General features: G+C 35.1%; 26 protein-coding genes. 3 read left to right on the forward strand and 23 right to left on the reverse strand.

Annotated features, from left to right (window positions below; translation table 11 throughout):
* Positions 1–251: 251 nt before the first annotated feature.
* From CD30_RS05135 to glpK, 11 genes are all read right to left on the reverse strand, one after another.
* A complete protein-coding gene (locus CD30_RS05135) occupies positions 252–1,196 on the reverse strand; it encodes a SpoIVB peptidase S55 domain-containing protein (protein ID WP_036173378.1) in 945 nt (314 codons plus the stop codon).
* 149 nt (positions 1,197–1,345) lie between these two features.
* Positions 1,346–3,046 carry a DNA repair protein RecN gene (gene recN / locus CD30_RS05140; RefSeq protein WP_036173381.1) on the reverse strand — a complete coding sequence of 567 codons (1,701 nt, stop codon included), beginning with the start codon at positions 3,044–3,046 and terminating at the stop codon, positions 1,346–1,348.
* Positions 3,047–3,062: 16 nt separating this feature from the next.
* Entirely contained in the window at positions 3,063–3,512 is a 450-nt protein-coding gene (ahrC, locus tag CD30_RS05145; protein ID WP_036173383.1) for a transcriptional regulator AhrC/ArgR, read from the reverse strand.
* A 161-nt stretch (positions 3,513–3,673) separates the two neighbouring features.
* Entirely contained in the window at positions 3,674–4,492 is an 819-nt protein-coding gene (locus CD30_RS05150; protein WP_036173385.1) for a TlyA family RNA methyltransferase, read from the reverse strand.
* Positions 4,489–6,390, reverse strand: coding sequence for a 1-deoxy-D-xylulose-5-phosphate synthase (gene dxs, locus CD30_RS05155; protein WP_036173387.1), 1,902 nt, complete (start codon positions 6,388–6,390; stop codon positions 4,489–4,491). The genes CD30_RS05150 and dxs overlap by 4 nt, the downstream gene beginning before the upstream one ends.
* A 91-nt stretch (positions 6,391–6,481) precedes the next feature.
* On the reverse strand, positions 6,482–7,366 hold the full coding sequence (locus tag CD30_RS05160; RefSeq protein WP_036173389.1) for a polyprenyl synthetase family protein: 885 nt from the start codon (positions 7,364–7,366) through the stop codon (positions 6,482–6,484).
* A gap of 11 nt (positions 7,367–7,377) precedes the next feature.
* Complete coding sequence (locus CD30_RS05165; protein WP_036173391.1) at positions 7,378–7,602, reverse strand: exodeoxyribonuclease VII small subunit; 225 nt, start codon at positions 7,600–7,602, stop codon at positions 7,378–7,380.
* Position 7,603: 1 nt separating this feature from the next.
* On the reverse strand, positions 7,604–8,959 hold the full coding sequence (gene xseA / locus CD30_RS05170) for an exodeoxyribonuclease VII large subunit (RefSeq protein WP_036173393.1): 1,356 nt from the start codon (positions 8,957–8,959) through the stop codon (positions 7,604–7,606).
* A gap of 362 nt (positions 8,960–9,321) precedes the next feature.
* A complete protein-coding gene (folD, locus tag CD30_RS05175; protein WP_036173394.1) occupies positions 9,322–10,176 on the reverse strand; it encodes a bifunctional methylenetetrahydrofolate dehydrogenase/methenyltetrahydrofolate cyclohydrolase FolD in 855 nt (284 codons plus the stop codon).
* Positions 10,177–10,218: 42 nt separating this feature from the next.
* Positions 10,219–10,599, reverse strand: a complete 381-nt coding sequence (nusB, locus tag CD30_RS05180; protein ID WP_036173396.1) for a transcription antitermination factor NusB — start codon at positions 10,597–10,599, stop codon at positions 10,219–10,221.
* Positions 10,600–10,773: 174 nt separating this feature from the next.
* Complete coding sequence (glpK, locus tag CD30_RS05185; protein WP_036173404.1) at positions 10,774–12,264, reverse strand: glycerol kinase GlpK; 1,491 nt, start codon at positions 12,262–12,264, stop codon at positions 10,774–10,776.
* A gap of 313 nt (positions 12,265–12,577) precedes the next feature.
* Here glpK and CD30_RS05190 point away from each other — a divergent pair, with 313 nt between their 5' ends.
* Positions 12,578–12,778, forward strand: coding sequence for a cold-shock protein (locus tag CD30_RS05190; protein ID WP_036173407.1), 201 nt, complete (start codon positions 12,578–12,580; stop codon positions 12,776–12,778).
* A gap of 151 nt (positions 12,779–12,929) precedes the next feature.
* Here the strand turns inward: CD30_RS05190 and CD30_RS05195 are convergent, their stop codons facing one another.
* The 12 genes from CD30_RS05195 to CD30_RS05250 all read right to left on the reverse strand — a co-directional run bounded on the left by CD30_RS05195 (position 12,930) and on the right by CD30_RS05250 (position 21,038).
* Positions 12,930–13,334: an Asp23/Gls24 family envelope stress response protein gene (locus tag CD30_RS05195; protein WP_036173409.1), complete on the reverse strand. Its 405-nt coding sequence runs from the start codon at positions 13,332–13,334 to the stop codon at positions 12,930–12,932.
* Between the two features lie 200 nt (positions 13,335–13,534).
* A complete protein-coding gene (gene accC, locus CD30_RS05200; RefSeq protein WP_036173411.1) occupies positions 13,535–14,911 on the reverse strand; it encodes an acetyl-CoA carboxylase biotin carboxylase subunit in 1,377 nt (458 codons plus the stop codon).
* Between the two features lie 12 nt (positions 14,912–14,923).
* Positions 14,924–15,442, reverse strand: coding sequence for an acetyl-CoA carboxylase biotin carboxyl carrier protein (gene accB / locus CD30_RS05205; protein ID WP_036173414.1), 519 nt, complete (start codon positions 15,440–15,442; stop codon positions 14,924–14,926).
* A 177-nt stretch (positions 15,443–15,619) separates the two neighbouring features.
* Complete coding sequence (locus tag CD30_RS05210) at positions 15,620–16,159, reverse strand: SpoIIIAH-like family protein (protein WP_036173416.1); 540 nt, start codon at positions 16,157–16,159, stop codon at positions 15,620–15,622.
* Positions 16,156–16,566, reverse strand: coding sequence for a hypothetical protein (locus tag CD30_RS05215; protein WP_036173418.1), 411 nt, complete (start codon positions 16,564–16,566; stop codon positions 16,156–16,158). The genes CD30_RS05210 and CD30_RS05215 overlap by 4 nt, the downstream gene beginning before the upstream one ends.
* Positions 16,567–16,770: 204 nt before the next feature.
* Positions 16,771–17,682 carry a stage III sporulation protein AE gene (locus CD30_RS05220; RefSeq protein WP_036173419.1) on the reverse strand — a complete coding sequence of 304 codons (912 nt, stop codon included), beginning with the start codon at positions 17,680–17,682 and terminating at the stop codon, positions 16,771–16,773.
* Between the two features lie 12 nt (positions 17,683–17,694).
* Entirely contained in the window at positions 17,695–18,072 is a 378-nt protein-coding gene (locus tag CD30_RS20290; RefSeq protein WP_036173420.1) for a hypothetical protein, read from the reverse strand.
* A 7-nt stretch (positions 18,073–18,079) separates the two neighbouring features.
* The gene (locus CD30_RS05230; RefSeq protein WP_036173433.1) at positions 18,080–18,286 is read right to left on the reverse strand and encodes a hypothetical protein; all 207 of its coding nucleotides are present in this window, start codon (positions 18,284–18,286) and stop codon (positions 18,080–18,082) included.
* Positions 18,287–18,471: 185 nt separating this feature from the next.
* A complete protein-coding gene (gene efp / locus CD30_RS05235) occupies positions 18,472–19,029 on the reverse strand; it encodes an elongation factor P (protein ID WP_036173436.1) in 558 nt (185 codons plus the stop codon).
* A 13-nt stretch (positions 19,030–19,042) separates the two neighbouring features.
* Positions 19,043–20,104, reverse strand: a complete 1,062-nt coding sequence (locus tag CD30_RS05240) for a M24 family metallopeptidase (protein ID WP_036173439.1) — start codon at positions 20,102–20,104, stop codon at positions 19,043–19,045.
* A gap of 15 nt (positions 20,105–20,119) precedes the next feature.
* Entirely contained in the window at positions 20,120–20,548 is a 429-nt protein-coding gene (aroQ, locus tag CD30_RS05245) for a type II 3-dehydroquinate dehydratase (protein WP_036173442.1), read from the reverse strand.
* A 31-nt stretch (positions 20,549–20,579) separates the two neighbouring features.
* Positions 20,580–21,038 (reverse strand): hypothetical protein, encoded by a 459-nt coding sequence (locus tag CD30_RS05250; RefSeq protein WP_036173453.1) that lies wholly within the window; start codon positions 21,036–21,038, stop codon positions 20,580–20,582.
* 187 nt (positions 21,039–21,225) lie between these two features.
* Between CD30_RS05250 and CD30_RS05255 the strand changes: the two genes are divergently transcribed.
* Positions 21,226–22,110, forward strand: a complete 885-nt coding sequence (locus CD30_RS05255) for a DUF1385 domain-containing protein (RefSeq protein WP_408056738.1) — start codon at positions 21,226–21,228, stop codon at positions 22,108–22,110.
* A gap of 117 nt (positions 22,111–22,227) precedes the next feature.
* On the forward strand, positions 22,228–22,992 hold the full coding sequence (locus CD30_RS05260; protein ID WP_036173459.1) for a TSUP family transporter: 765 nt from the start codon (positions 22,228–22,230) through the stop codon (positions 22,990–22,992).
* Positions 22,993–23,039: the final 47 nt, after the last annotated feature.

Below are 23,039 nucleotides of genomic sequence, written 5' to 3' on the forward strand. Positions count from 1 at the left end.
CCCCCTCGTAATTTCCTAAAATTCTACGTATAATACCCCTTTTTTTCATAAGTCACAGTTTTTTAACTTGACGATTCTAATTTCGACATTTACTAAAAAAAACCTTTCGAAATCTGAAAATTGAATATCTTGTATGATAAATTCCTTCTCTATCGACATCTTTTTTCCTATTTCTACAAATAATTTAGTTAACAAGAGGGGGAAATGGGAAAAAGACTACACTTTAAAAGTTAAGGTGTAGTCTTTTAGACTTATTCTGGCGTTTTTTTAAGCATTTCAACAACAGTTATTGCTGCTCCCTTTTCCGGTTGTTCGACAAACATATGAGTAACCGCTCCAACAAATTTCCCATCCTGAATAATTGGGCTACCACTCATCCCTTGGAGAATACCACCTGTTTTCTCAAGAAGAGCTTTATCCGTTACTTTAAATTGTAAAAAACTATCTTCTATTTTTGTAATATCTATCGTGAATTTTTCGACATCTGATCCTTCAATTGCTGTATAGAGTTCCGCTTTCCCCAGTTTTATGTCTTCTTCATGCATAATTTCAATGGGTTGTCGTAAACTTTGTTTATTATCGCTCTCCCAGGTACCAAATATTCCGTATAGTTCATTCGATTTAATATCACCTAAGCGAATATTATTTTTTTCGATAACTGATATTTTATAACCTGGATGTCCTGGACTACTTTTCTTAATTTGCTCAATGGATGCTAAAAAGATTGATCCTTCTGTAAATTTTGGCGGTGCTTTTAATACCCCATCAATGATCTGATGTCCTAAAGCACCATATTGATTGGACTCTGGATCTATAAAAGTTAATGTTCCGATACCGTCAGTTTCATCCTTTAAAAAGGGTAGAACATTGTTTGCTTCTTCATTCGTTAAAGATACTTCTCTTTTTTCTTTATTTTTTTCGACTGAAAAAGTTATGTTTGTATCACTTAATTCATCTTTTAAGGCACTAACAGAAATAATCTTGCGTCCATTTAGTTCTGTTATGACATCACCTTTTTTTAACCATTCACCATTCGGTAGTAAAACATCATGAGCAACATAGACAAATGGTAATTGCAACTGTATGCCAATTGATTCACCCATCGGTATTAACTTCTTCGCATCCGCATAAATGGTCGGTGCAAAGGTAAATAAAATGAGTAAAGCGACTGTCATCAGGTTACGCAAATGTCTCATAGTCCACCTCCTCTAAAGTTTGTAACATTACTATGTGTCAGAAAGTGCACATTAATGAGAGGTAAATATTTGTCGTAGGATACATGTTAATAAGATCAAAAAAATTGCCGACGAATTTATATAGCTTTATTGTCGACAATTTTCTTCATTTATATTTTCACTTTATATTCTTTTTTTCGTTCTTCAGCTAAATTTAACAACTCTTTAGCATGTTGTAATGTTAAATCTGTTATTTCCGCACCGCTCATCATTCTACTTATTTCTTCAGCACGTTCGTTCAAATTAATATTTGATACGGTCGTGTAGGTTCTATTTTGATCAACTTCTTTTCTAATTAAGAAATGCTGATCAGCCATAGCAGCAACCTGTGGTAAATGAGTGATACATAATACTTGTGAATGGTTTGAGATGGCAGCAATCTTTTCAGCAATAGCTTGTGCTACACGACCGCTAACGCCTGTATCCACTTCATCAAATATAATAGAAGTAACTCCATCTGCGGATGAAAAAATGGTTTTTAATGCTAGCATGATTCTAGATAGCTCTCCACCAGATGCTATTTTCGGTAAAGATTTCGGTGGTTCTCCAACATTTGTTGAAATGAAAAATGACACCATATCTTTTCCATCTGATTCGTAATGGTCGTAAGTATCAAAATTCACGATAAATTTTGCTTTTTCCATATGTAAATCTCGAAGCTGATTCATAATCGATTCGCTTAACTGAATCGCATTTTTCTTACGTATTGTTGTAAGCTCTTGAGCAAGTTTTTCAAGCTGCTCTTCATGAGCTTTTAGCTTTTGCTCCGTTTTTCGTATTGCTTCATCACGATTTAATAATTGATCTAACTCATCTTTAATTTTTTCATAATAATTTAAAATTTCTTCAACATCTGCGCCGTATTTTCTTTTTAACATTTGATATTGGGCTAAACGATGCTCTACTTCATTTAAACGCTCAGGGTGAAATTCTAAGTCATCAATGACACTTTTAATTTGATGTGCTGCGTCTTGTAATGAATAAAAGGATGATGATACTGCTTCTTGAGCGTCTTTAAATTCGTTATCCAACTCAACGATATCATCCAAAGCCCCCATCGCATCACCAATTAAATCAAGACCTTTCATCTCACCTGATATAGCCTCATAGGCAAGATTCGCACGTTCAAAAATTTTATTGAAGTTCAAAAGCTTACGTCTTTCTTCAGTAAGTGCCTCTTCTTCTCCAATTTGCAATTTCGCTTCTTCAATCTCACGAATTTGAAATTGGTAAAGATCAATTCTTTGATTCGTCCGTTTTTCATCAATGTTTAATTGAGCAAGTTCTTTTTTCAATTGACGATAAGTTTGATATGCATATAAATATTCTTCTTTTACTGATGTAATGTCGTTTGAGGCATAATAATCAAGTAGACGAATATGTTGTTTTTCATCCATGAGCTCTTGATTTTCATGTTGCCCATGAATGTCGACTAGTTTTCCACCTACTTCTCGTAAAATGGATAAAGGAACAAGCTTTCCATTTATACGACAAATACTTTTACCCTTTTCATTTATATCCCTTTGGAGAATTACTGAATCTTCTTCGACTTCAATTCCGATTTCTTGTAATTTCTCATATATAGCCTGATTTTCATTTGTTATTTGAAATAGACCCATTAATTCTGCTTTATTTGCACCATGACGAATAAAGTCCTGTGAAGCTCGTCCACCCGCTAATAAGTGAACCGCATCTATGATGATGGATTTACCTGCACCTGTTTCACCTGTCAAAACTGTCAGACCTTCTGAAAAACTAAGGGACAGCTCATCAATAATTGCGAAATTGCGAATACTTAGCTCTGTTAACAAACATTATCACCTCATATTAAAGCATATCTAAAAGTCGATCTTTCACTTCTTCACGATCACTTTCTGTTCTGCATATGATTAAAATCGTATCATCACCAGAAATTGTACCTAAAATTTCATGCCATTCCAAGCGATCTATTAACGCAGCAATTGCGTTCGCATTTCCTGGCAATGCTTTTAAAACTAAGAAATGTGAAGCTCCGTCGATACTAATAAATGCATCGGAAAGTGCTCTTTGTAGCTTTTGCAAAGGATTAAAACGTTGATCTGCTGGTAAACTATATTTGTAACGACCATCTTGTAATGGTACTTTTACTAAATGTAATTCTTTAATATCTCTTGATACTGTTGCTTGTGTTACATTGTAACCAGCTTCCTTTAAACGATCGACAATTTCATCCTGTGTTTCTATAGTATTGTTTGTAATAATTTCTCGTATTCTCATATGACGTTGCCCTTTATTCATCATGATCACCTCGTATAAATAATTCTGTATATTTATACTAACATTTCCCACAGCAATGCACAAGAGCATCAATAAACAACGTTTTTTAATACAAAAAATATTCAAAATAAAAAATTGCCCCAATAGTATGCAGTAAATGTAAATGCACACTATGGGACTTTTTATTTTAATTCGCTATGTGCTTCTTCTACAATTTTTTTAAAATTTGTAAATGGTTCTATGAATTCATCATCTTTTGGATTAACTAGGTGAAATAAAAATTCAATATTTCCTTCTCCACCTGTAATCGGAGAAAAAGAAGCATCCTTCACAACAAATCCTATTTCAGAAGCAATTTTTGCTATATGTTCTAATACATCAAGGTGAACCTTAGGATCTTTCACAATGCCTTTTTTACCAACATTATCTTTACCAGCTTCAAATTGTGGCTTTACTAAAGCCATGACATCTCCACCAGGCAGTAATATTGTTTTTAAAACAGGTAATATTAATGAAAGAGAAATAAATGATACATCAATCGTTGCAAAGTTAGGTAATCCTTCAGAGAAATCTTCAGGCTTTGAGTATCTGAAGTTTGTTCTTTCCATAACCGTGACCCGATCATCAGAACGAATTTTCCATGCTAATTGATTTGTACCTACATCAAGAGCATAGCAATGGACTGCTCCATTTTGTAGGGCACAATCAGTAAATCCTCCTGTAGATGAACCTATATCTAACATGATTTTACCATCGACAGACATATCGAATATTTCAAGAGCTTTTTCAAGCTTTAATCCACCACGACTAACATATTTTAATTGCGTGCCTTTTACTTGAAGAGGTGCATCGATTGATATTTTTTCTCCTGCTTTATCAATCCGCAATTCATTTGAATAAACAAGACCTGCCATGATAGCCCGTTTTGCTTTTTCACGTGTTTCACATAATCCTCTTTCAACTAATAAAATATCGACACGTTCTTTTATTTGTTTTGTCATACAGTTTTCGTTCCTAGACGTTTATTACTTACAACTATTTTTTGAATTCGGTTTACAATTTCATCTTTTGTAATACCAATTTCATCAAGTAGTAAATTAACGCTTCCTTGCTCAATAAAGTGATCTGGAATTCCAATTCTTTCTATTTCATTTTGATATTTATGGTCACTTGCAAATTCTAGTACTTCACTACCAAATCCACCTTGTAAAACCGCTTCCTCTACCGTTAAAATCGGTAATTTTGAAGCCATTATTGAATGAAGCATTTCTTCATCCATCGGTTTTATAAAACGGGCATTTACGACTTTTACTTGGATTCCTTGATGAGATAGCTCATCAACAGCTTCCATAACCATTGGAATAGTAGAGCCAAAAGTTAGAATGACTGCATGACGTCCTTCACGTAAGATTTCCCATGTACCAATCTGGATTGTTTTCATTTCATCATCCATTGGTACACCATAACCATTCCCACGAGGATATCTCATAGCAATCGGTCCATCGTTATATTCAACGGCTGTTTTTACCATATGCTGGCCTTCATTTTCATCTTTTGGCATCATTAAAACGATGTTTGGTATATGTCGTAAAAACGCGATATCGAAAACGCCTTGATGTGTTTCACCATCTGCACCTACTAAACCAGCGCGATCTATTCCGATGAAGACATTTAAGTTTTGTCTTGCTATATCGTGTAATACTTGATCATATGCCCTTTGTAAAAATGTTGAATAGATTGCTAAGAACGGCTTCATCCCTTGAGTTGCAAGTCCTGCAGCCATTGTTACAGCATGCTGCTCAGCTATACCAACATCAAAGAAACGTTCTGGGAATTCTTTTTGAATCCCTTCCATTTTCGAGCCCACTGGCATTGCTGGGGTAATCGCTACAATACGTTTGTCATCATGCATTAATTTACGAACTGATTCAGAAACTAATGAACTCCATGCAGGACCTACTGTTTGGCTTTTTACAAAATCCCCGGTTTCCATTTTATATGGACCTGTTCCATGCCATGTTCCAACTGTATCTTCTTCAGCAGGCTTATATCCCTTGCCTTTTTTCGTAATAACGTGAACAAGCACTGGACCTTTTGCTTTTTTCGCATATTCTAATGTTTTTTCAAGCGAGTCTAAATCGTGACCATCAATTGGCCCTAAATATTTAAAGCCCATTTCCTCAAAAAAGACACCTGAAACTACTAAATATTTTAAGCTATCTTTCACACGTTCAGCAGTACTTGCAAGTTTACCACCAAGTACTGGAATTTTTTTCATTAATGATTCCAGCTCTTCCTTTGCCTTTGAATATTCCTTAGCGGTACGCAGTCTACCAAGAATATTATGTAGGGCACCAACATTTGGCGCAATCGACATTTCGTTATCATTTAAGATGACAATCATATTCGTTTTTTCATGTCCAATATGATTTAATGCTTCAAGAGCCATACCACCAGTTAAGGCACCGTCACCAATAATCGGAATCACATAGTTGCTGTCTTTCTTTAAATCTCGTGCAACTGCCATACCCATTGCTGCTGAAAGTGATGTTGAACTGTGGCCTGTTTCCCATTCATCGTGTTCGCTCTCATTTCGTTTAGGGAAACCACTAAGTCCTTTATATTGACGTAATGTATCAAATTGATTTGCACGACCAGTTAAAATCTTATGCACATACGTTTGATGGCCAACATCCCAAATAAATTTGTCATTAGGGCTATTGAATGATCTATGCAACGCAATTGTAAGTTCAACAACGCCAAGATTTGGACCTATATGTCCTCCAGTAATTGAACATTTCTCTATTAGAAAAGAACGTATTTCACCTGCTAGTGATTCTAGTTCTTTTTTATTCAATTTTTTTAAAAAGGATGGACTAGTAATATTATATAAATCCATCTCTCACACACCTTTTCATCAATTATTTACAGTAGATTGTTTTTCTTATTATAACAGTGTTATAGCTTATTCAAAAGTATTACACTTATTGTTATTTATTTCTAAGGACAATATACTGAGCAAGTTCTTTTAAAAGTGTGATATCCCCATTTAATTTTTCTAAAGATGCAATCGCAATCTCATAGTGCTCTCTTAACTTACGTTTTGCGCCTTCGAGTGTTAAAAGTGCTGGGTATGTGCTTTTTTGACTTGCTATATCTTTTCCTGCTGTTTTTCCAAGTTGCTCAGATGTTCCTTCAATATCCAAAATATCATCTTGTATTTGGAATGCCAAGCCAATATGGTGTGCAAATTCAACTAGTATTTTTCTTTCTTCTTCAGTTGCATTTGCTAATACTGCACCAGACTCAATACTAAATCGAAGGAGGGCACCCGTTTTATTTTCATGTACTTTTTCTAATTCTTCAAGGTTTAGTTGGCGAGCTTCTCCGTCTATATCCAGTACTTGTCCCCCAACCATTCCTTCCGCTCCAGCTGCAACACTTAATAAATTGATCAATTCAACTTTTACGGCAGGTGTTACATCATCCATTCTTGCGAGAACGCCGAAGCTAAGTGTATTTAATGCATCACCAGCTAATGTTGCCAATGCTTCACCAAAAACCACATGATTGGTTGGTTTTCCACGTCTTAAATCATCGTCATCCATACTTGGTAAATCATCATGAATTAAGGAATACGTATGAATCATCTCGATGACTGCCCCTACTGTATAGGACTCTTTTTTGATGTTATTGAAAAGAGCACTGACTGCTAAAACAAATAGAGGACGGATTCTTTTGCCTCCAGCCTTTAATGAATAGTGCATTGCTTCCTTTAATTGTTCAGGTGCTTGAACATTTTCGACTATTTCATAAATTTCATGATCAATTTTAGAAATATTTGTTTCCATAAATTGTTTTAATGTAGTTGTCATCTGCTAACCCTCTAATCCTTTGATGGTTCAAATGCTTGTTTTTCACCTTGATCATTAACAATAGAAATTAATTGCTCTTCTGCATTTTGTAATTTTTCGTGACAAAAGTGGGATAATTCCATTCCCTTTTTATACAAATCTATAGCTTCTTCTAGAGGTACATCTCCTTGCTCTAGTTTCTGTACAATTACTTCTAATTCATTCATAGCTTCTGCAAATGATTGTTGTTTCGTCATATTATTTACTACCTCCTTGATTTACTATGGTTTCAATGATTTTCGCTTTCGTCTCACCATCATGGAAGTGTATCGAAATCTCATCATTTGCTGATAGTTGTGAGACTGTTTTTATTACTTTGTTATCCTTATATGTCACACTAAAGCCTCTATTCATAATAGTAAGTGGATTTAGTGCTTCAAGTGTGCGAATGGTTGAAAGATAAGCTTCTTTTTTATTATTTAATACATTGAACATAGATCTTGTAAGTAAATTTGTAGATTGTTCTAGTTGCTTTTCTAGATACTTTATCGCATTTTTCGGGGAATGCATTTTAATAGCGCCTTCTAGATGCCTATAATCATGCTTTTTTTTCATTAAAAATAGCTGTGTAGATTTTGAAAGTCGCATATCTAAATTGACAATTCTCTCCGTAAAAGGACGATAAAGTCGTTCAGGTGTTGCAAGTGGATAAGCATTTTTTAATTTTTTTAGTCTACTTTTTTCATAATTCAATTTAGAACTAACTATTTGGTGTAAATAAGATTTTCTATTTAAGATATGTTGATAAAGCTCTTGTTGATTTGGAACAGCTAGTTCAGCAGCAGCTGTAGGTGTTGGAGCTCGTAAGTCTGCCACAAAATCTGCGATCGTTGTATCTGTTTCATGTCCTACTGCACTAATAATAGGAATTCGGCTTTCGAAAATTGCCCGAGCAACACTTTCTTCATTAAATGCCCAAAGATCCTCAATGGAGCCTCCACCTCGACCAACAATTAAAACATCACAAAGCATTTGTTCGTTCGCAATCGTAATGTTCTTCACTATGTTTGGAGCAGCTTGGGCACCCTGTACTATTGTCGGATAAATAATTATTTCAGAAAGTGGATATCTTCTAGTTATCGTTGTACAAATATCACGAATTGCTGCACCAGTTGTTGCCGTAAGTACTCCTACTCTGTTTGGGAACTTAGGAATCGGTTGTTTAAACTGTGGATTAAAAAGCCCTTCTTTTTGTAATCGCTCTTTTAATTGGTTAAATGCGACAAAAAGACCGCCCACCCCATCTGGTTCCATCGTCTGAACGTAAAGCTGATAAATGCCCGAAGACTCATAAACATTGACATCACCTCGGATGAATACTTGCATACCTTCCTCAGGCTTAAATTTTAGTTTATTTGCTTGGGCACGAAACATTGCAGCTGTTATTCGTGCTTCATCATCTTTTAACGTAAAATATATATGACCAGATGTATGTATTTTAACATTTGAAAGCTCCCCTTTTACATAAACGTCTCTCAAATGTGGATCTGCATCAAATTTTCTTTTTATATATTTCGTAAGCGCTTTAACGGTTAAATAAGAAGACGTTGTCATATTGAATACGACTCCTTTGCTTTGAATTAGGGTTTTACAGAAGAAAACAATAGAAAGAGGCTGGGACATAAAGGGAAAAGTACAATCTATTTTTAAATATAGATTGTACTTTTTTGATATGCTACCGTTCGTTTCCGATGCAGGCTTCGCTTTCCGCGGGCGAGCGGCGAGCCTCCTCGAGCTTCGCTCTGTGTGGTCTCGCCACTGCTCTCACATCCCGCAGGAGTCTTCGCCCGCCTCTCCAACGAACGACTTTCAAATAAAGTGATGAGCAAATATTTACTATCCTTTGTAGTGCCTACTTGTTCTAAATTTACTTTTGTCCCAGCCTCTATGTACCTAATATTTTACATACTTTCAGTCTACTTGTCCTGTGACAAAGTTTTTTCTGCAGATTGGACTGTGTTAAATAGTAACATCGTAATCGTCATTGGACCTACTCCACGTGGTACTGGAGTGATGTGGGATGCAAGTTTTTCAACTTCTTCAAAATGAACATCACCGATTAATTTATTGTTCTCATCACGGTTAATCCCCACATCAATAACAACAGCACCTGGTTTTACATGCTCTTTCGTTATGAAATTAGGACGACCGACTGCTGCCACTAAAATATCTGCTTGTTTCGTAATAGATGGTAAATCTTTAGTTTTTGAATGAGTATATGTAACGGTTGCATCTTTTTGTAATAGTAATTGTCCCATTGGGTTGCCCACAATATGACTTCTTCCAACGATGACAGCATGCTTCCCAGCGATTTCAATCCCAGTATATTCGAGTAGTTTCATAACGCCATAAGGAGTACATGGTAAGTATGTTTCTTGACCTAACATCATTTTACCAACACTAACTGGTGAGAACCCGTCCACATCCTTTTCTGGAGAAATTGTTGCAATCACTTTATTTTCATCAATATGCTTTGGAAGTGGTAGCTGAACTAAAATGCCGTGGATATCTTTTCGCTCATTTAATGATTGAATATGTTCGAGTAATTCAGCTTCCTTTGTATCTTCTGGTAATTTTATAAGTTCAGAAAAAATGCCAATTGCTTCACAAGATTTTTGTTTATTTCTTACATAAGTTTGTGATGCAGGGTTGTCCCCTACTAATATAACCGCAAGTCCTGGTGTGACACCTTGATTTTTTAGTTGAACAACACGTTCTGCAATTGATTCTCTAATTTTTTGTCCAATTTCTTTACCATTAATGATCGCCATGTCCCTACTCCTTCCATTTCCTATCAGGTTCGTTATTACTTATTATTCAACGAACTTTGAAAGTACTCCGTTTACAAATTTGCTAGATTTTTCATCCCCATAAGTTTTACATAATTCTATTGCCTCGTTAAGAATAACGTTTTTAGGTGTATCATCCATATATAATAATTCATAAAGAGCTAAACGCAGTACAGTTCTCTCAATTTTAGGAAGTCTTGATAATGACCAATTTTCTAATTTTTCTTCTAGAGCTGCATCTATTTCAGATAGCTTTTCTGTTGTTCCGTGAACTAACGATTCAAAGAATTTATCTAACCCTTCATCTTCTAGTACATGACCGATTGCTTCTTTTACTGTTAGGTCTGTATTATCTAACTGAAACAATACTTGCATAGCTTTACTTCGCGCCTCATGTCGTTTCATGCATAAATCTCCTTCTTAGTAACATTAAGTCCTATAATAACATATTTTAGCTATTCACATACAGGTTCAAACTAACATTTCAAAATTCATTCATAACATAGTTTATAAATGTGGATTTAACATGAAAGGAGTATTTAGAAAGCATATTTTCTAAACACTCCTACTTTACATTGTTTATTTAAATACTTGAGCAGCTTTAACAGCTTTTTGCCAGCCCTCATAAAGAGTCGTTCGCACGTTTTCTTCCATTGTTGACTCAAATTTTCTTTCCAAATTCCAATATTGCGCTATTTCTTCTTTACTTTCCCAAAATCCAACTGCTAGACCCGCTAAATATGCTGCTCCTAAGGAAGTTGTTTCATTAATCGCACATTTTTCAACTGGGACATTTAAAATATCTGATTGGAATTGCATGAGAAAATGATTATTAACTGCTCCGCCATCCACTCTTAAGGATTTGAGCTTTATATTTGAATCAGCTTCCATTGCGGATAATACATCCTTTGTTTGGTATGCGAGTGATTCAAGTGTAGCTCGGATAAAATGCTCCTTTTTTGTTCCTCTTGTTAATCCAAATACAGCTCCACGCACTTCACTATCCCAATATGGAGTGCCAAGTCCAACAAAAGCTGGAACAACATAGACACCATCTGTACTTCTTACTCTTGTTGCATAATCTTCACTCTCTGAAGCATTACGAAGCATTCTTAAACCGTCTCGTAACCATTGAATTGCAGAGCCAGCAACAAATATACTTCCTTCTAAAGCATATTCAACTTTTCCATCAATTCCCCATGCAATCGTTGTCAGTAACCCATGATTTGAACGCACTGCATTTTCACCTGTGTTCATGAGCATAAAGCAGCCAGTACCATAAGTATTTTTCACCATCCCTGATTCAAAGCATGCTTGGCCGAATAAGGCAGCCTGTTGATCTCCTGCTATCCCAGCAATAGGTACGCTTGCCCCGAAGAAATGATTTTTAGACACATGACCGTAAATTTCAGATGACGGACGGACTTCTGGAAGCATTGAAGTTGGAACGGTTAAAATCTTTAATAATTCCTCATCCCATTTTAAGTCGTGGATGTTAAACATTAATGTTCTAGATGCATTAGAGTAATCTGTTACATGAACTTGACCTTCTGTAAGTTTCCAAATAATCCATGTATCAATAGTGCCAAAAAGCAACTCGCCTTTCTCTGCTTTTTCTCTAGCTCCTTCTACATGATCTAATATCCATTTTACCTTCGTACCTGAAAAATAAGCGTCAATTAATAAACCTGTTTTTTCACGAAATAAGCTTTCATGTCCACCTTCAATAAGGTCATTACAAATAGCTGCTGTTTGTCTTGATTGCCAAACGATCGCATTATATATTGGTTCACCTGTTGTTTTGTCCCATACGACAGTTGTTTCTCTTTGATTTGTTATTCCAATTCCAGCTATTTGCTCAGGCTTTATATTTTTTTCTGATAATACAGTCGCAATTACTGATAATATAGAACTCCAAATTTCCTTTGCATTATGCTCTACCCAACCAGACTCAGGAAAGTATTGTTTAAATTCTCTTTGAGAAATGTGAACTACATGACCATCATGATCAAATAAAACCGCACGAGAACTTGTTGTTCCTTGATCTAAGGATAAAATATATTTGTCCATACTTATGCCCCCATTTAAAAGAAATACTTCACTATTTTAAACTAAATAATTCGTCTTTAGGTATAAATATTCCTAGCTGTTGTGTATTACAATTATGAAAATTGCCTATTTTATTTATTTTTCTTACAAAACAGTAGACAAAGTTAATTATTTCATGTATATTTTAGAGACTAATTAAATTTATTCATTATCTAAGAATTCACATGTTACAAAAAGTAATCGTGAAAGCTCGATACTTTTTGTAATGTGTGAATTTTTTTTAGAATGAAAGCACAATTTAATTATGTAATAATTTTTATGGAGGTCTTTTAAAATGACTCAAGGTACAGTAAAATGGTTTAACTCAGAAAAAGGTTTTGGATTTATCGAAGTTGAAGGTGGAAACGATGTATTCGTACACTTCTCTGCAATCCAAGGCGACGGTTTCAAAACTCTTGAAGAAGGTCAAAAAGTAGAATTTGACGTTGAAGAAGGTAACCGTGGACCACAAGCTACTAACGTAGTTAAACTTTAATTCATCAATTAATGAATTAACCAATATAAAACCGACTTGAAGTATTCTTTACTTCTTGTCGGTTTTATTTTTTTGAAATAATTACCCTACCTTTGTTTTAAGAAATTAAAAAACTCTTCCTTCGAAGATGAAGGAAGAGAAAAAATAAAAGCTATTCTTGGTCTTTTGACGTTTCAAATTGAATCGCCGTAATATGAACATTCACTTCATTGGTATCAATTGATGTCATATTATAAATTGCTTGTCTAATTGCCGTTTGCACATCTTTTGCAACCTTTGGTATTGAAAATCCGTATTTCACAGAACAAAAAACATCAATGATAATATCGCCATCATCTGATAAAGTCGCTTTTACCCCTTTTGAATGAACTTTCTTTCCGAAACGTTCTGCGACTCCAGAAGCAAAATTACCTCTTGTTGCAAATACACCTTCTACTTCAGTAGTAGCAATACCTGCAATAACTTCAATTACTTCAGGAGCTACTTCAATTTGACCAAGTTCTTCTTTACCAGAAGGAGTTGGTTGCACGAAAGTCTTCGCCACTTTCTCAGCCATCTTCTTCATCCTCTCTTTCTTTAGTAAAACTTTATATCGTTTTACTACTCGATGAATCTTATTATTTTTAATTATACAACATTTTATCTTACGTTGCTTGTCAAAGGACCGACCTGAAAATAATTTTGTTTATAATTTCCATATTAATTCATCAAAAAAGTGTAGGCAAGTGGAAGGTTCCAACTCGCCTACACTACTTTTTATTTTGTTACTGTTTCTTTTTTTGTATTTAAGATGTCATTTTCTTCAAGGAATTTTGTATTAAATTTCCCTGATTTAAATACATCATTGTTCATTAATGCTGAATGGAATGGGATTGTTGTATGGATACCAGGACCCTCTACAACAAATTCACTTAATGCACGATTCATACGAGCAATCGCCTCTTCGCGTGTGTCAGCATGTACAATAAGCTTTGCAACCATAGAATCGTAATACGGTGGGATTGTATATCCAGCATAAACTGCAGAATCAATGCGCACTCCGTATCCACCAGGAGTAATATAAGAATCTACAGTACCCGCAGATGGCATAAAGTTTTTGAAGGCGTTTTCAGCATTTATACGGCATTCAATCGCCCATCCATTAATTTTAATATCCTCTTGTTTGAACGGAAGTGGCTCTCCAGATGCAATTTTCAGCTGTTGTTGAACTAAATCAACGCCTGTAATCATCTCAGTAACTGGATGCTCCACTTGGATTCGTGTATTCATCTCCATGAAATAAAATTTATCTGCTTGATAATCGTAGATAAATTCTATTGTACCTGCACCTTCATAATCACATGCTAAAGCTGCTTTAACTGCCGCTTCACCCATTTCAGCACGGCGCTCAGCCGATAAAGCTGGTGATGGTGCTTCTTCAACTAATTTTTGCATACGTCGTTGTACAGTACAATCTCGTTCACCTAAGTGAACAACGTTTCCATGAGAATCTGCTAAAACTTGGATTTCACAGTGACGGAAATATTCGATGAACTTTTCTAAATAGACACCTGGATTACCAAATGCTGCTGCCGCTTCTTTTTGAGTAATTTCGATACCTTTAACAAGATCTTCTTCTGTACGTGCAACGCGAATCCCTTTACCGCCACCACCAGCTGTCGCTTTAATGATGACAGGATAGCCAATTTCACTTGCCCATTTCTTTCCTGTTTCAATATCTGGAACAATGCCTGTACCAGGAACAAGTGGTACCCCTGCTTCTTCCATTGATGAACGAGCTACGTCTTTTATACCCATAATTTTAATAGAGTCAGAAGATGGCCCAATAAATTTAATGCCTGCGTTTTCACACGCCTCTGCGAAATCAGCATTTTCTGCAAGGAAGCCATAGCCAGGGTGAATTCCGTCAACGCCCGTTTTTTGAGCTACTCCAAGCACAGCTGGGAAGCTTAAATAAGAGTCTTTTGATAATTTTGGACCTATACAATAAGCCTCATCTGCTAATTTAACGTGTAAAGCTTCTTTATCAGCTTCTGAATATACAGCAACTGTTTGAATACCTAGTTCTTTACAAGCACGAATAATACGTACTGCAATTTCACCACGGTTTGCGATTAATACTTTTTTTAACATGTCGGGCACCCCTTACTCAGGTTTCACTAAGAATAGTGGTTGACCGTATTCAACTAATTGGCCATCTTTTACAAGTATTTCAACGATTTCACCTTTAACTTCAGCTTCAATTTCATTAAATAATTTCATCGCTTCTACGATACAAACGATTGTTTCATCAGAAACTTTATCTCCTACTTTTACATATGGTGGAGCATCTGGTGATGGGGCTTGATAGAATGTACCAACCATTGGTGATGTAATCTTATGTAATGATTCATCAGCAGTAGAAGTTGTTTTTGGTGCTTCTTCAGTTGAAGGAGCCGCTACTTGTACAGGTTGTGCTACTGGAGCTTGTACAGGTGCAGTTTGTGCAACCGCTTCTTGAGCAACCGGAGCTGCCGCTTCTTTTTTAGGAGTTATTACTTCTGTAACAACACCATTTGATTTTTTTAATTTAATTTTTGCGCCATCATTTTCATAAACAAATTCTTCAATCGATGATGCATCTACTAATTTAATAATTTCACGTAATTCTTGAACTTTAAACAAAGTAAACACCCCTCTTGTTATTTTAACTACAATTACCATTTTATATTTTTTTCATTGATTTTGAAACAAATAATTTTAGTTTTTATATGAATAACATAAAAAACAGTGCTTATACATTGTTTCTAAGCACTGTTCTTTACTTTTATACGTCAATTTCTGTTATAAAATATTATTCTATCAATAATAACTTGTCTGTGGATTTACAGAAACTTCTTGCACTTCCTCAAGCTCAGATCTCACTTTAAAGATTATTTCATTTGCTTGTTGAGTTGTTAGTTCATCTGTTAATACAGTCACTTGTGCTTTCTCACCTTCAATTCGAACTAACGCATCAGAGTATCCAAGTGATTTAATGACCATTTCAAGCATGGCTTCTGAGGACTCTTGTTTAATAAGTGCGTTCATTTCATTGAATGCTTCATTTTTCTCTTCTGCAGTGTATTCAGCTGATGCCATTTTTTGTGTTAATTGATCTCTTAATTGACTACGTTCATTACTAATTTCCATTCGCATTTCATCGAATAGATAGCTTTCAGTTGTTGTAGCTGTGCTCGTCACTCCATCAACACCCATTAATGATGTTTCTTCAAGAGTATCTTCTGTGAATAACGTTGTTAAATTCACATCACGATTACCTTCAAATACATAATAAACTGAAATGACAGCAGCTAAACTAAATAGTGTTAGTAGCCATACGGTTCTTCTTTTTACCTTCATTGTTCATCTCCTTTACTCTCCATAGGTACAATCATGATTCTGTGAGTAGGCAATTGCATTACTCTACTAATTGTTTCCAAAAGTTGATTTTTGATGGCTGGGTCAGAAGCCCCTTCCGATACGATGAGCATGCCTGATACGATTTTTTCACCAGTGCTTGAAGTAAAGTAATCATTGAGCAAATTGCTTGTTTCAGGAATTTCTTCATCGTAATGAAAATACACCTTTACTTGTCCCACGCCTCTAATTTGCTTTAAAGTTTGCTCTAGCTTTCCTTCAGCTGATGATGTAACACTCTGCTCATCTTTTGGATCATTAAACGTTGAAGAAATGTACGCAATGAACGCAATTAGGGCGATGGGTATTAATATTAGATTTGTCTTTGACTTTGTCCATTTCTTTTCCACGTCACGTCCTATGCGGCCCCCTTTCTTAACGTTTCATCACATTGTATGATGCTTGACCACTGTCTATGCTTTATAGATTTAGGAAATCTAACATAGTTGTTAAAAAAATTATTAAAGTTGCTAGCTTAATATAAATAATGAAGTCCTTATCATCCGTCAAAAGTAGTAAACACTTGCCTATTAAAATAATCGCAACTAGTTTTATCAAAAGCTTTTCCCCACCCCAAGCTGTGTCATGACCATTAAAATCAGCCAGATAAATACAAATGCGATTCCTAAAAGAAATGCTACAGCACATAAAACTAAGAGTGATTTACCAACATCGTCTACCAGTCCACTTACAGTACCACTTGTAAAAGGTTCAATAATTGCTGCTAATAATTTAAAGGTCATTGCATGAATGAGTAATTTTCCAGCCGGATAAAATGCCGCTACCCAAAAAGCAGTCATTGCACTAAATCCAGCTACCGTGGTTGCAGTAGATTGATATTTATGGAAAATGGAAAAACCTTGTACAATCAGAGAGCCTACTATTGGAATTGTTTGCTCAATTACTTTCTTAACAGGATCCGCAATTGCTTTATCAATTGTAAAGAATGCAACTCCAGTAAATGAAAGCACAGTTACGATTGCTAAAACTGAAGCTGTAATTAATGTCATGACGGTGCCCCTAATTAAATCAGAGGCTTTTCCAAAAGACATATCTCCAATAAACTTTGTACAAAAATCAAGGATAAGTGCAACGGATACAGCTGGAATTAATATTCGGTCACATAGTAGAATAAGTAGTTCAAAAATAAAGAAAATAATAGGACTCCATGCAATAAATGAAAATACTGAATTTAAAATAACTAGTAATGACATGATGATTGGATATAAAGCTAAAAAGAAGTTTGAAAATATCCCAGATAGTTGGGTCATTAATGAAAATGCATCCATAACAGTTTGTCCTAAAGTTAAAACGAGTACGACGATAAACATCGTGTCACTCCACTTTTTAAATTTAGGCACAAAGGCTTCAATGGCTAAAAACACAACCGTATACGTTACGATTAGAAATATTGATTTCCCTGCAATAATCAGAGGATCCGTAAAAACGTTTAGTATTTCATTCATTATGCAAGCCCCTTATTGAAGCTTTTCTAAAATTGAAGAGAATTTTGATAGTACATCTGCAAATTCACCAATCCAGTAGGTTAATAACACAATTCTTACTGCTATCATTACAAGCTCTCCAATAGCTTCGTATTCCTGTTCCTCAAACATTGAGTGAATTAAAGAACCTATTTGATAAAACAATGCAGAATACACAAGTTGTGAAATGTAAGGCACTGAGTGTACATATGATAGGAGTTTCTCTATAAATGGAATCACAAGCATCGACAACAGAAAATGTAGTAGTATGAAAAAAAAGATGATGGCGATTAATGTGTGTAGTTTTTCGAACGAATCTCTAATTAATATTAAAACTAAAATTAAAATGACGGCATAAAATACAAATATCATAATCTACCTAATTTAAATTAAGCCATTGGAAGAATGTTAATATATCACCAAAGAACAGACGCAAAAATCGAATTAGTTCTGCAGTTATATATAAATATGCTATGAAATATAAGAAGAATGAAAATTCCTTTTTGCCGATTTGCTCGAAAAAGACATGAAGTAAAGCAATGACTAAACCTACTCCAGCTACTCGCAAAACGTCTTGTAACTCCATTAGGACGCCTCCTTGTGTAACGCAGTATATGAGCTTGGTCCATTAAATAGACCTACTTCTATCTAATTAAAAAAGCCATCTATATTGGATAGATGACTTACAATGTAATTTATTAATATTTGTCCTAAAAAATGCAGGATAAAATGAAAAAAGCTAACTCGAAAAATCGAGTTAGCTAAAAATGATTAAGCACGAGATACATATGAACCATCAGTTGTATTGATAATTAATTTATCTCCTTCGTTAACGAAGAATGGTACTTGCACAACAAGACCTGTTTCCATAACAGCTGGTTTTGATCCACCAGAAGCAGTATCACCTTTAATACCTGGTTCTGTTTCTTTTACTTCTAGAACAACTGTATTTGGTAATTCAACACCTAGCATTTCACCTTGATATGATTGAATATAAACTTCCATATTTTCAAGAAGGTATTTTAATTCCTCTTCAATTTGAACTGCTGATAGCTCCGTTTGCTCGTATGATTCCATATCCATAAATACATGTGAATCACCTTGAGCATATAAGTATTGCATTTTACGGTTATCAATTTGTGCTTTTTCTACTTTTTCACCTGCACGGAAAGTTTTTTCTGTCACGTTACCATTACGAAGGTTACGTAGTTTTGAACGTACAAATGCTGCACCTTTCCCTGGTTTAACGTGTTGGAAATCCATTACACGGTATAATTGGCCATCAATCATAATTGTTAGACCAGTACGAAAATCGTTTACTGAAATCATGAATACTCCTCCATTATAAAATGATTAGTTCTTTTTTCGAATGAGTTAGTCTTTCGTTACCTGACTCTGTAATTAGTATATCGTCTTCAATTCGTACGCCACCAATTCCAGGTAGGTAAACGCCCGGCTCAATCGTAACGACCATATTTGGTTTTAAAATTGTATCAGAGCGGAATGAAAGAGCAGGTCCTTCATGAATTTCTAATCCAATACCATGACCTGTAGAATGACCAAATGCTTCACCATAACCTTTAGACGTTAAATAATCGCGAGCAACGGCATCAGCTTCTTTACCGCTCATGCCTGGCCCCACTTTTTCTAATGTTAACATTTGTGACTCTAACACTGTTTCATACACTTCTATTAATTGTTGTGATGGATTCCCAACAGCAATCGTACGTGTTATATCTGAAACGTACCCATTATATATTGCACCAAAATCAAGTGTTACGAAATCGCCCTTTTCTATCACCTTATCTGTTGCAACTCCGTGCGGTAAAGCACTACGAGTTCCACTGGCAACAATTGTATCAAAGGATGTAGAAGTAGCGCCTTGTTTTCTCATGAAAAATTCAAGTTCATTCGAAACTTCAAGCTCCGTTACTCCGGGCTTGATAAAATTTAAAATGTGAGTAAAAGCGTTATCTGCAATTTCACATGCAACCTTAATAATATTAATCTCTTCGTTTGTCTTTATCAAGCGAATTTTTTCAATTAAACCAGAAAGCGGTATTAAATCCGCTTGAATTTTCGCTTGAAATTCCTCAAATAAACTATAAGTTACCGTATCTTTTTCAAAACCTAATGATTTTATACCCATCTCCACCACTTGGTCTGCTACTTCATCGATTATTTGTTTTTTATGCTGTACAATACGAAAATCTATAATTTGTTTTTTCGCTTGCTCCATATATCGAAAATCTGTAATAAATACTGCATCATTTTTAGAAACAATAGCTATTCCAGCAGTCCCAGTAAAACCCGTGATGTAGCGACGGTTATGCTCGTTTGTAATAATTAAAGCATCAACATTTTGCTCTTCCAATGATTTACGTAACTTGTCTAATTTCGTCATTCTAAAGTTCCCCCTTTATTGCTCTAAAAATTTTCTTAGAGCGAGATCATATCCAATAGTTCCTAAACCACAAATTTGACCGACACATTCTGCCGCTAACAAGGAAGTATGTCGGAATGGTTCTCTTTTATGTATGTTTGAAATGTGTACTTCAATAACAGGAACTTTTACACTCGCAATAGCATCCCGAAGCGCAACACTCGTATGCGTATAAGCACCAGGATTAAAAACGATACCGTCAATCCCAGTGTCTTCCGCCTCATGAATCCAGTCAATCAACTCTCCTTCATGATTAGACTGTCTAAAATCTAATGTTGCATGAAATTTATTGGAAAGCTGTAGTAATCTTTGTTTAATGTCTTCTAACGTTTCTTTGCCGTAAATTTCTGGCTCTCTTTTTCCTAATCGATTTAGATTAGGCCCATTTAGCACTAAAAGCTTCACTAAGGTTCCCCATTTCGCCAATATTTACTATTTATTTTATCACAGAGTCCTTATAGGGCAACTTATTTTGACGTTCATTCTCATTCGCTTGGTAGTGAAAGCTGGCCGTTTCAAAAACAAATCTAGCAGCGACGATAACAGTAATAATGAATGGAACTGATAATTTTGTAAACGATTCTAGCTCTGCTGGTAATCCATATATTGCCCATTCGGTTAATAATGCAAAGACGCCACCTATTACCAATGAAGAAAAGAATGCAGGAACAAAGGATACATACTGCATGATTAAATAAAAAATAAGAATAATAACGAATAAAAAAATAGCTAGGAAAATCCATTGTACTAGTGGATGACTATCCTGTAAGATGCCATAACGAGTGGTATAATCCAATGGGTTCCATTGGATAAATTTAAAAAAGGATAATCCAGATAGTGCAAAGGTTAAAAAAATGGAAGCGGCAATGCTTGTTAATAATGCTAATTTCAACATGAAAAACACCTCATTTTTTTCTTTTAGTTTCACCCAAACTAAAATTTAGTATGCGTATAGTAGTGCATTTCGATAAAATTTAGTACAATGAGATAGTTACTATATTTAGAATCTAGTAGAGAGTGGTGTACATAACTTGAGTAATAAAACACCTGTATATGGAGGACAAGCACTTTTAGAAGGTGTTATGTTCGGCGGAAAAGATCATTCTGTTACAGCGGTTCGTCGTAAAGATGAGTCTATTGAATATTTTTATGCGAAAAAGGAAAAAAAGCCCTTACTTCAAAAACTTAAGAAGGTTCCTTTTTTAAGAGGGAATGTCGCTTTAATTGAATCGGCTGGATTAGGGGCTCGACATATGCAATTTTCTGGTGATCGTTACGATGTAATGCCAGGCGAAGAGGAAGAACAAGGCCCAGAAATGTCAAAGCTTCAAATGATACTAGGCGTTGCAGTTGTTGGGGTCCTATCATTTTTATTCGGTAAATTTGTATTTACATTAGTTCCGGTATTTCTTGCCGAATTGTTTTCACCGTGGATACCAGATAAGACAGGGCAAATCTTACTTGAAACATTGTTTAAGCTTATTTTGCTATTCGGCTATCTATATTTTATCTCCATGATGCCGATTATTAAGCGCGTTTTCCAATACCATGGATCAGAACATAAGGTCATTAATTGTTATGAAGCAGGCTTAGAATTAACTGTTGAGAATGTACAAAAGCAATCGCGTCTACATTATCGATGTGGATCTAGTTTTATCTTATTTACGGTTGTTGTCGGGATGTTCGTTTATTTCTTATTCCCAACAGATCCACTATGGTTACGCGTATTAATTCGTATTTTGTTAATTCCAGTAGTAATTGGTATTTCCTTTGAAGTTCTTCAAGGTACAAATGCATTAAGAAACATACCGGTTTTAAAATATTTAGGTTACCCTGGACTATGGCTGCAGTTATTAACGACAAAAGAGCCTAAAGATGATATGGTTGAAGTAGCTATTTGTTCATTCAAAAAACTACACGAAGTAGAAAAAAATCCTGAAATCGCAAAAGAATTAGCACACGACTAACAATATCGAGAGATTGGCAAACCGCCAGTCTCTCTTTTTTAATTATTTTCAAAATTCCATTTACAATTTCCGACAAATTCGATAAGATTTCGATATTACACTAAAGGGGATCTCATTATGGAATTGGATTTATTTACCTGTATTATTCTTGTGTTTTTTGGATTAATTAGTTCATTTATCAATGCAACCGTTGGTGGAGGTGGGTTAATTTCATTACCTGCTTTACTATCATTAGGACTCCCCCCTTCAACAGCGATTGCAACGAATAAATTAGCAGCTACTATGGGGAATCTAACGAGCACATTAACATTCTTTAAAGCTGGGAAAGTAGATGTAAAGCTGATGGGGCCTATTGTTCCATTTGTATTCGCATTTTCCATGCTAGGGGCATTTACTGTTCATTTATTGGACTCAGAGATTTTAAAGCCTTTGATTATTATCATGTTAGTAGTCGTCTTAGTATACACTTTGTTAAATAAAAACTGGGGTAGTGTTGAAGATAGAAAGGCTATTAATTGGAAAACAGGGACCTTATTTTTTGGGGGTCTAATACTTTTAGGATTTTATGACGGCTTTTTTGGACCAGGTACAGGTTCTTTTATGATATTTGCTTTTTTATTAATGGGATTTGATTTTTTACAGGCAGCAGGAAATGCAAAGTTATTAAACTTTACAAGCAATATTTCCGCGCTTATCATGTTTATCTTTCTCGGGGAAGTATTGTTCTTATATGGCATCATCATGGGGATATCCATGATGATAGGGGCATTCATCGGTACAAAATTTGCTCTAAAAAGAGGAACGACATTTGTACGAATTTTATTTATTGTAATGACCGTTGTACTAATTGCGAAGAATACATACGATTATTTTTTCGGTTAATGAAAGAAACCGGGGCTGACCAATTTAGGTCTGCCCCGGTTTTATAT

Origin of the sequence: Ureibacillus massiliensis 4400831 = CIP 108448 = CCUG 49529 (assembly GCF_000772965.1) — a bacterium.
Lineage (GTDB): Bacteria > Bacillota > Bacilli > Bacillales_A > Planococcaceae > Ureibacillus > Ureibacillus massiliensis.

What these genes read in the sequence shown, in the direction of transcription:
- CD30_RS05255 (WP_408056738.1), top strand. Translation starts at nt 21,226, where the DNA reads ATGTTCGGCGGAAAAGATCATTCTGTTACAGCGGTTCGTCGTAAAGAT.
- CD30_RS20290 (WP_036173420.1), bottom strand. Translation starts at nt 18,072, where the DNA reads ATGATATTTGTATTTTATGCCGTCATTTTAATTTTAGTTTTAATATTA.
- CD30_RS05260 (WP_036173459.1), top strand. Translation starts at nt 22,228, where the DNA reads ATGGAATTGGATTTATTTACCTGTATTATTCTTGTGTTTTTTGGATTA.
- CD30_RS05165 (WP_036173391.1), bottom strand. Translation starts at nt 7,602, where the DNA reads ATGACGAAACAACAATCATTTGCAGAAGCTATGAATGAATTAGAAGTA.
- CD30_RS05210 (WP_036173416.1), bottom strand. Translation starts at nt 16,159, where the DNA reads ATGAAGGTAAAAAGAAGAACCGTATGGCTACTAACACTATTTAGTTTA.
- CD30_RS05150 (WP_036173385.1), bottom strand. Translation starts at nt 4,492, where the DNA reads ATGACAAAACAAATAAAAGAACGTGTCGATATTTTATTAGTTGAAAGA.
- CD30_RS05250 (WP_036173453.1), bottom strand. Translation starts at nt 21,038, where the DNA reads ATGTTGAAATTAGCATTATTAACAAGCATTGCCGCTTCCATTTTTTTA.
- CD30_RS05240 (WP_036173439.1), bottom strand. Translation starts at nt 20,104, where the DNA reads ATGACGAAATTAGACAAGTTACGTAAATCATTGGAAGAGCAAAATGTT.
- CD30_RS05135 (WP_036173378.1), bottom strand. Translation starts at nt 1,196, where the DNA reads ATGAGACATTTGCGTAACCTGATGACAGTCGCTTTACTCATTTTATTT.
- CD30_RS05190 (WP_036173407.1), top strand. Translation starts at nt 12,578, where the DNA reads ATGACTCAAGGTACAGTAAAATGGTTTAACTCAGAAAAAGGTTTTGGA.
- folD (WP_036173394.1), bottom strand. Translation starts at nt 10,176, where the DNA reads ATGGCGATCATTAATGGTAAAGAAATTGGACAAAAAATTAGAGAATCA.
- CD30_RS05230 (WP_036173433.1), bottom strand. Translation starts at nt 18,286, where the DNA reads ATGGAGTTACAAGACGTTTTGCGAGTAGCTGGAGTAGGTTTAGTCATT.
- glpK (WP_036173404.1), bottom strand. Translation starts at nt 12,264, where the DNA reads ATGGACAAATATATTTTATCCTTAGATCAAGGAACAACAAGTTCTCGT.
- dxs (WP_036173387.1), bottom strand. Translation starts at nt 6,390, where the DNA reads ATGGATTTATATAATATTACTAGTCCATCCTTTTTAAAAAAATTGAAT.
- nusB (WP_036173396.1), bottom strand. Translation starts at nt 10,599, where the DNA reads ATGAAACGACATGAGGCGCGAAGTAAAGCTATGCAAGTATTGTTTCAG.
- CD30_RS05195 (WP_036173409.1), bottom strand. Translation starts at nt 13,334, where the DNA reads ATGGCTGAGAAAGTGGCGAAGACTTTCGTGCAACCAACTCCTTCTGGT.
- ahrC (WP_036173383.1), bottom strand. Translation starts at nt 3,512, where the DNA reads ATGAATAAAGGGCAACGTCATATGAGAATACGAGAAATTATTACAAAC.
- CD30_RS05160 (WP_036173389.1), bottom strand. Translation starts at nt 7,366, where the DNA reads ATGACAACTACATTAAAACAATTTATGGAAACAAATATTTCTAAAATT.
- CD30_RS05220 (WP_036173419.1), bottom strand. Translation starts at nt 17,682, where the DNA reads ATGAATGAAATACTAAACGTTTTTACGGATCCTCTGATTATTGCAGGG.
- efp (WP_036173436.1), bottom strand. Translation starts at nt 19,029, where the DNA reads ATGATTTCAGTAAACGATTTTCGTACTGGTCTAACAATTATGATTGAT.
- accC (WP_036173411.1), bottom strand. Translation starts at nt 14,911, where the DNA reads ATGTTAAAAAAAGTATTAATCGCAAACCGTGGTGAAATTGCAGTACGT.
- xseA (WP_036173393.1), bottom strand. Translation starts at nt 8,959, where the DNA reads ATGACAACGTCTTCTTATTTAACCGTTAAAGCGCTTACGAAATATATA.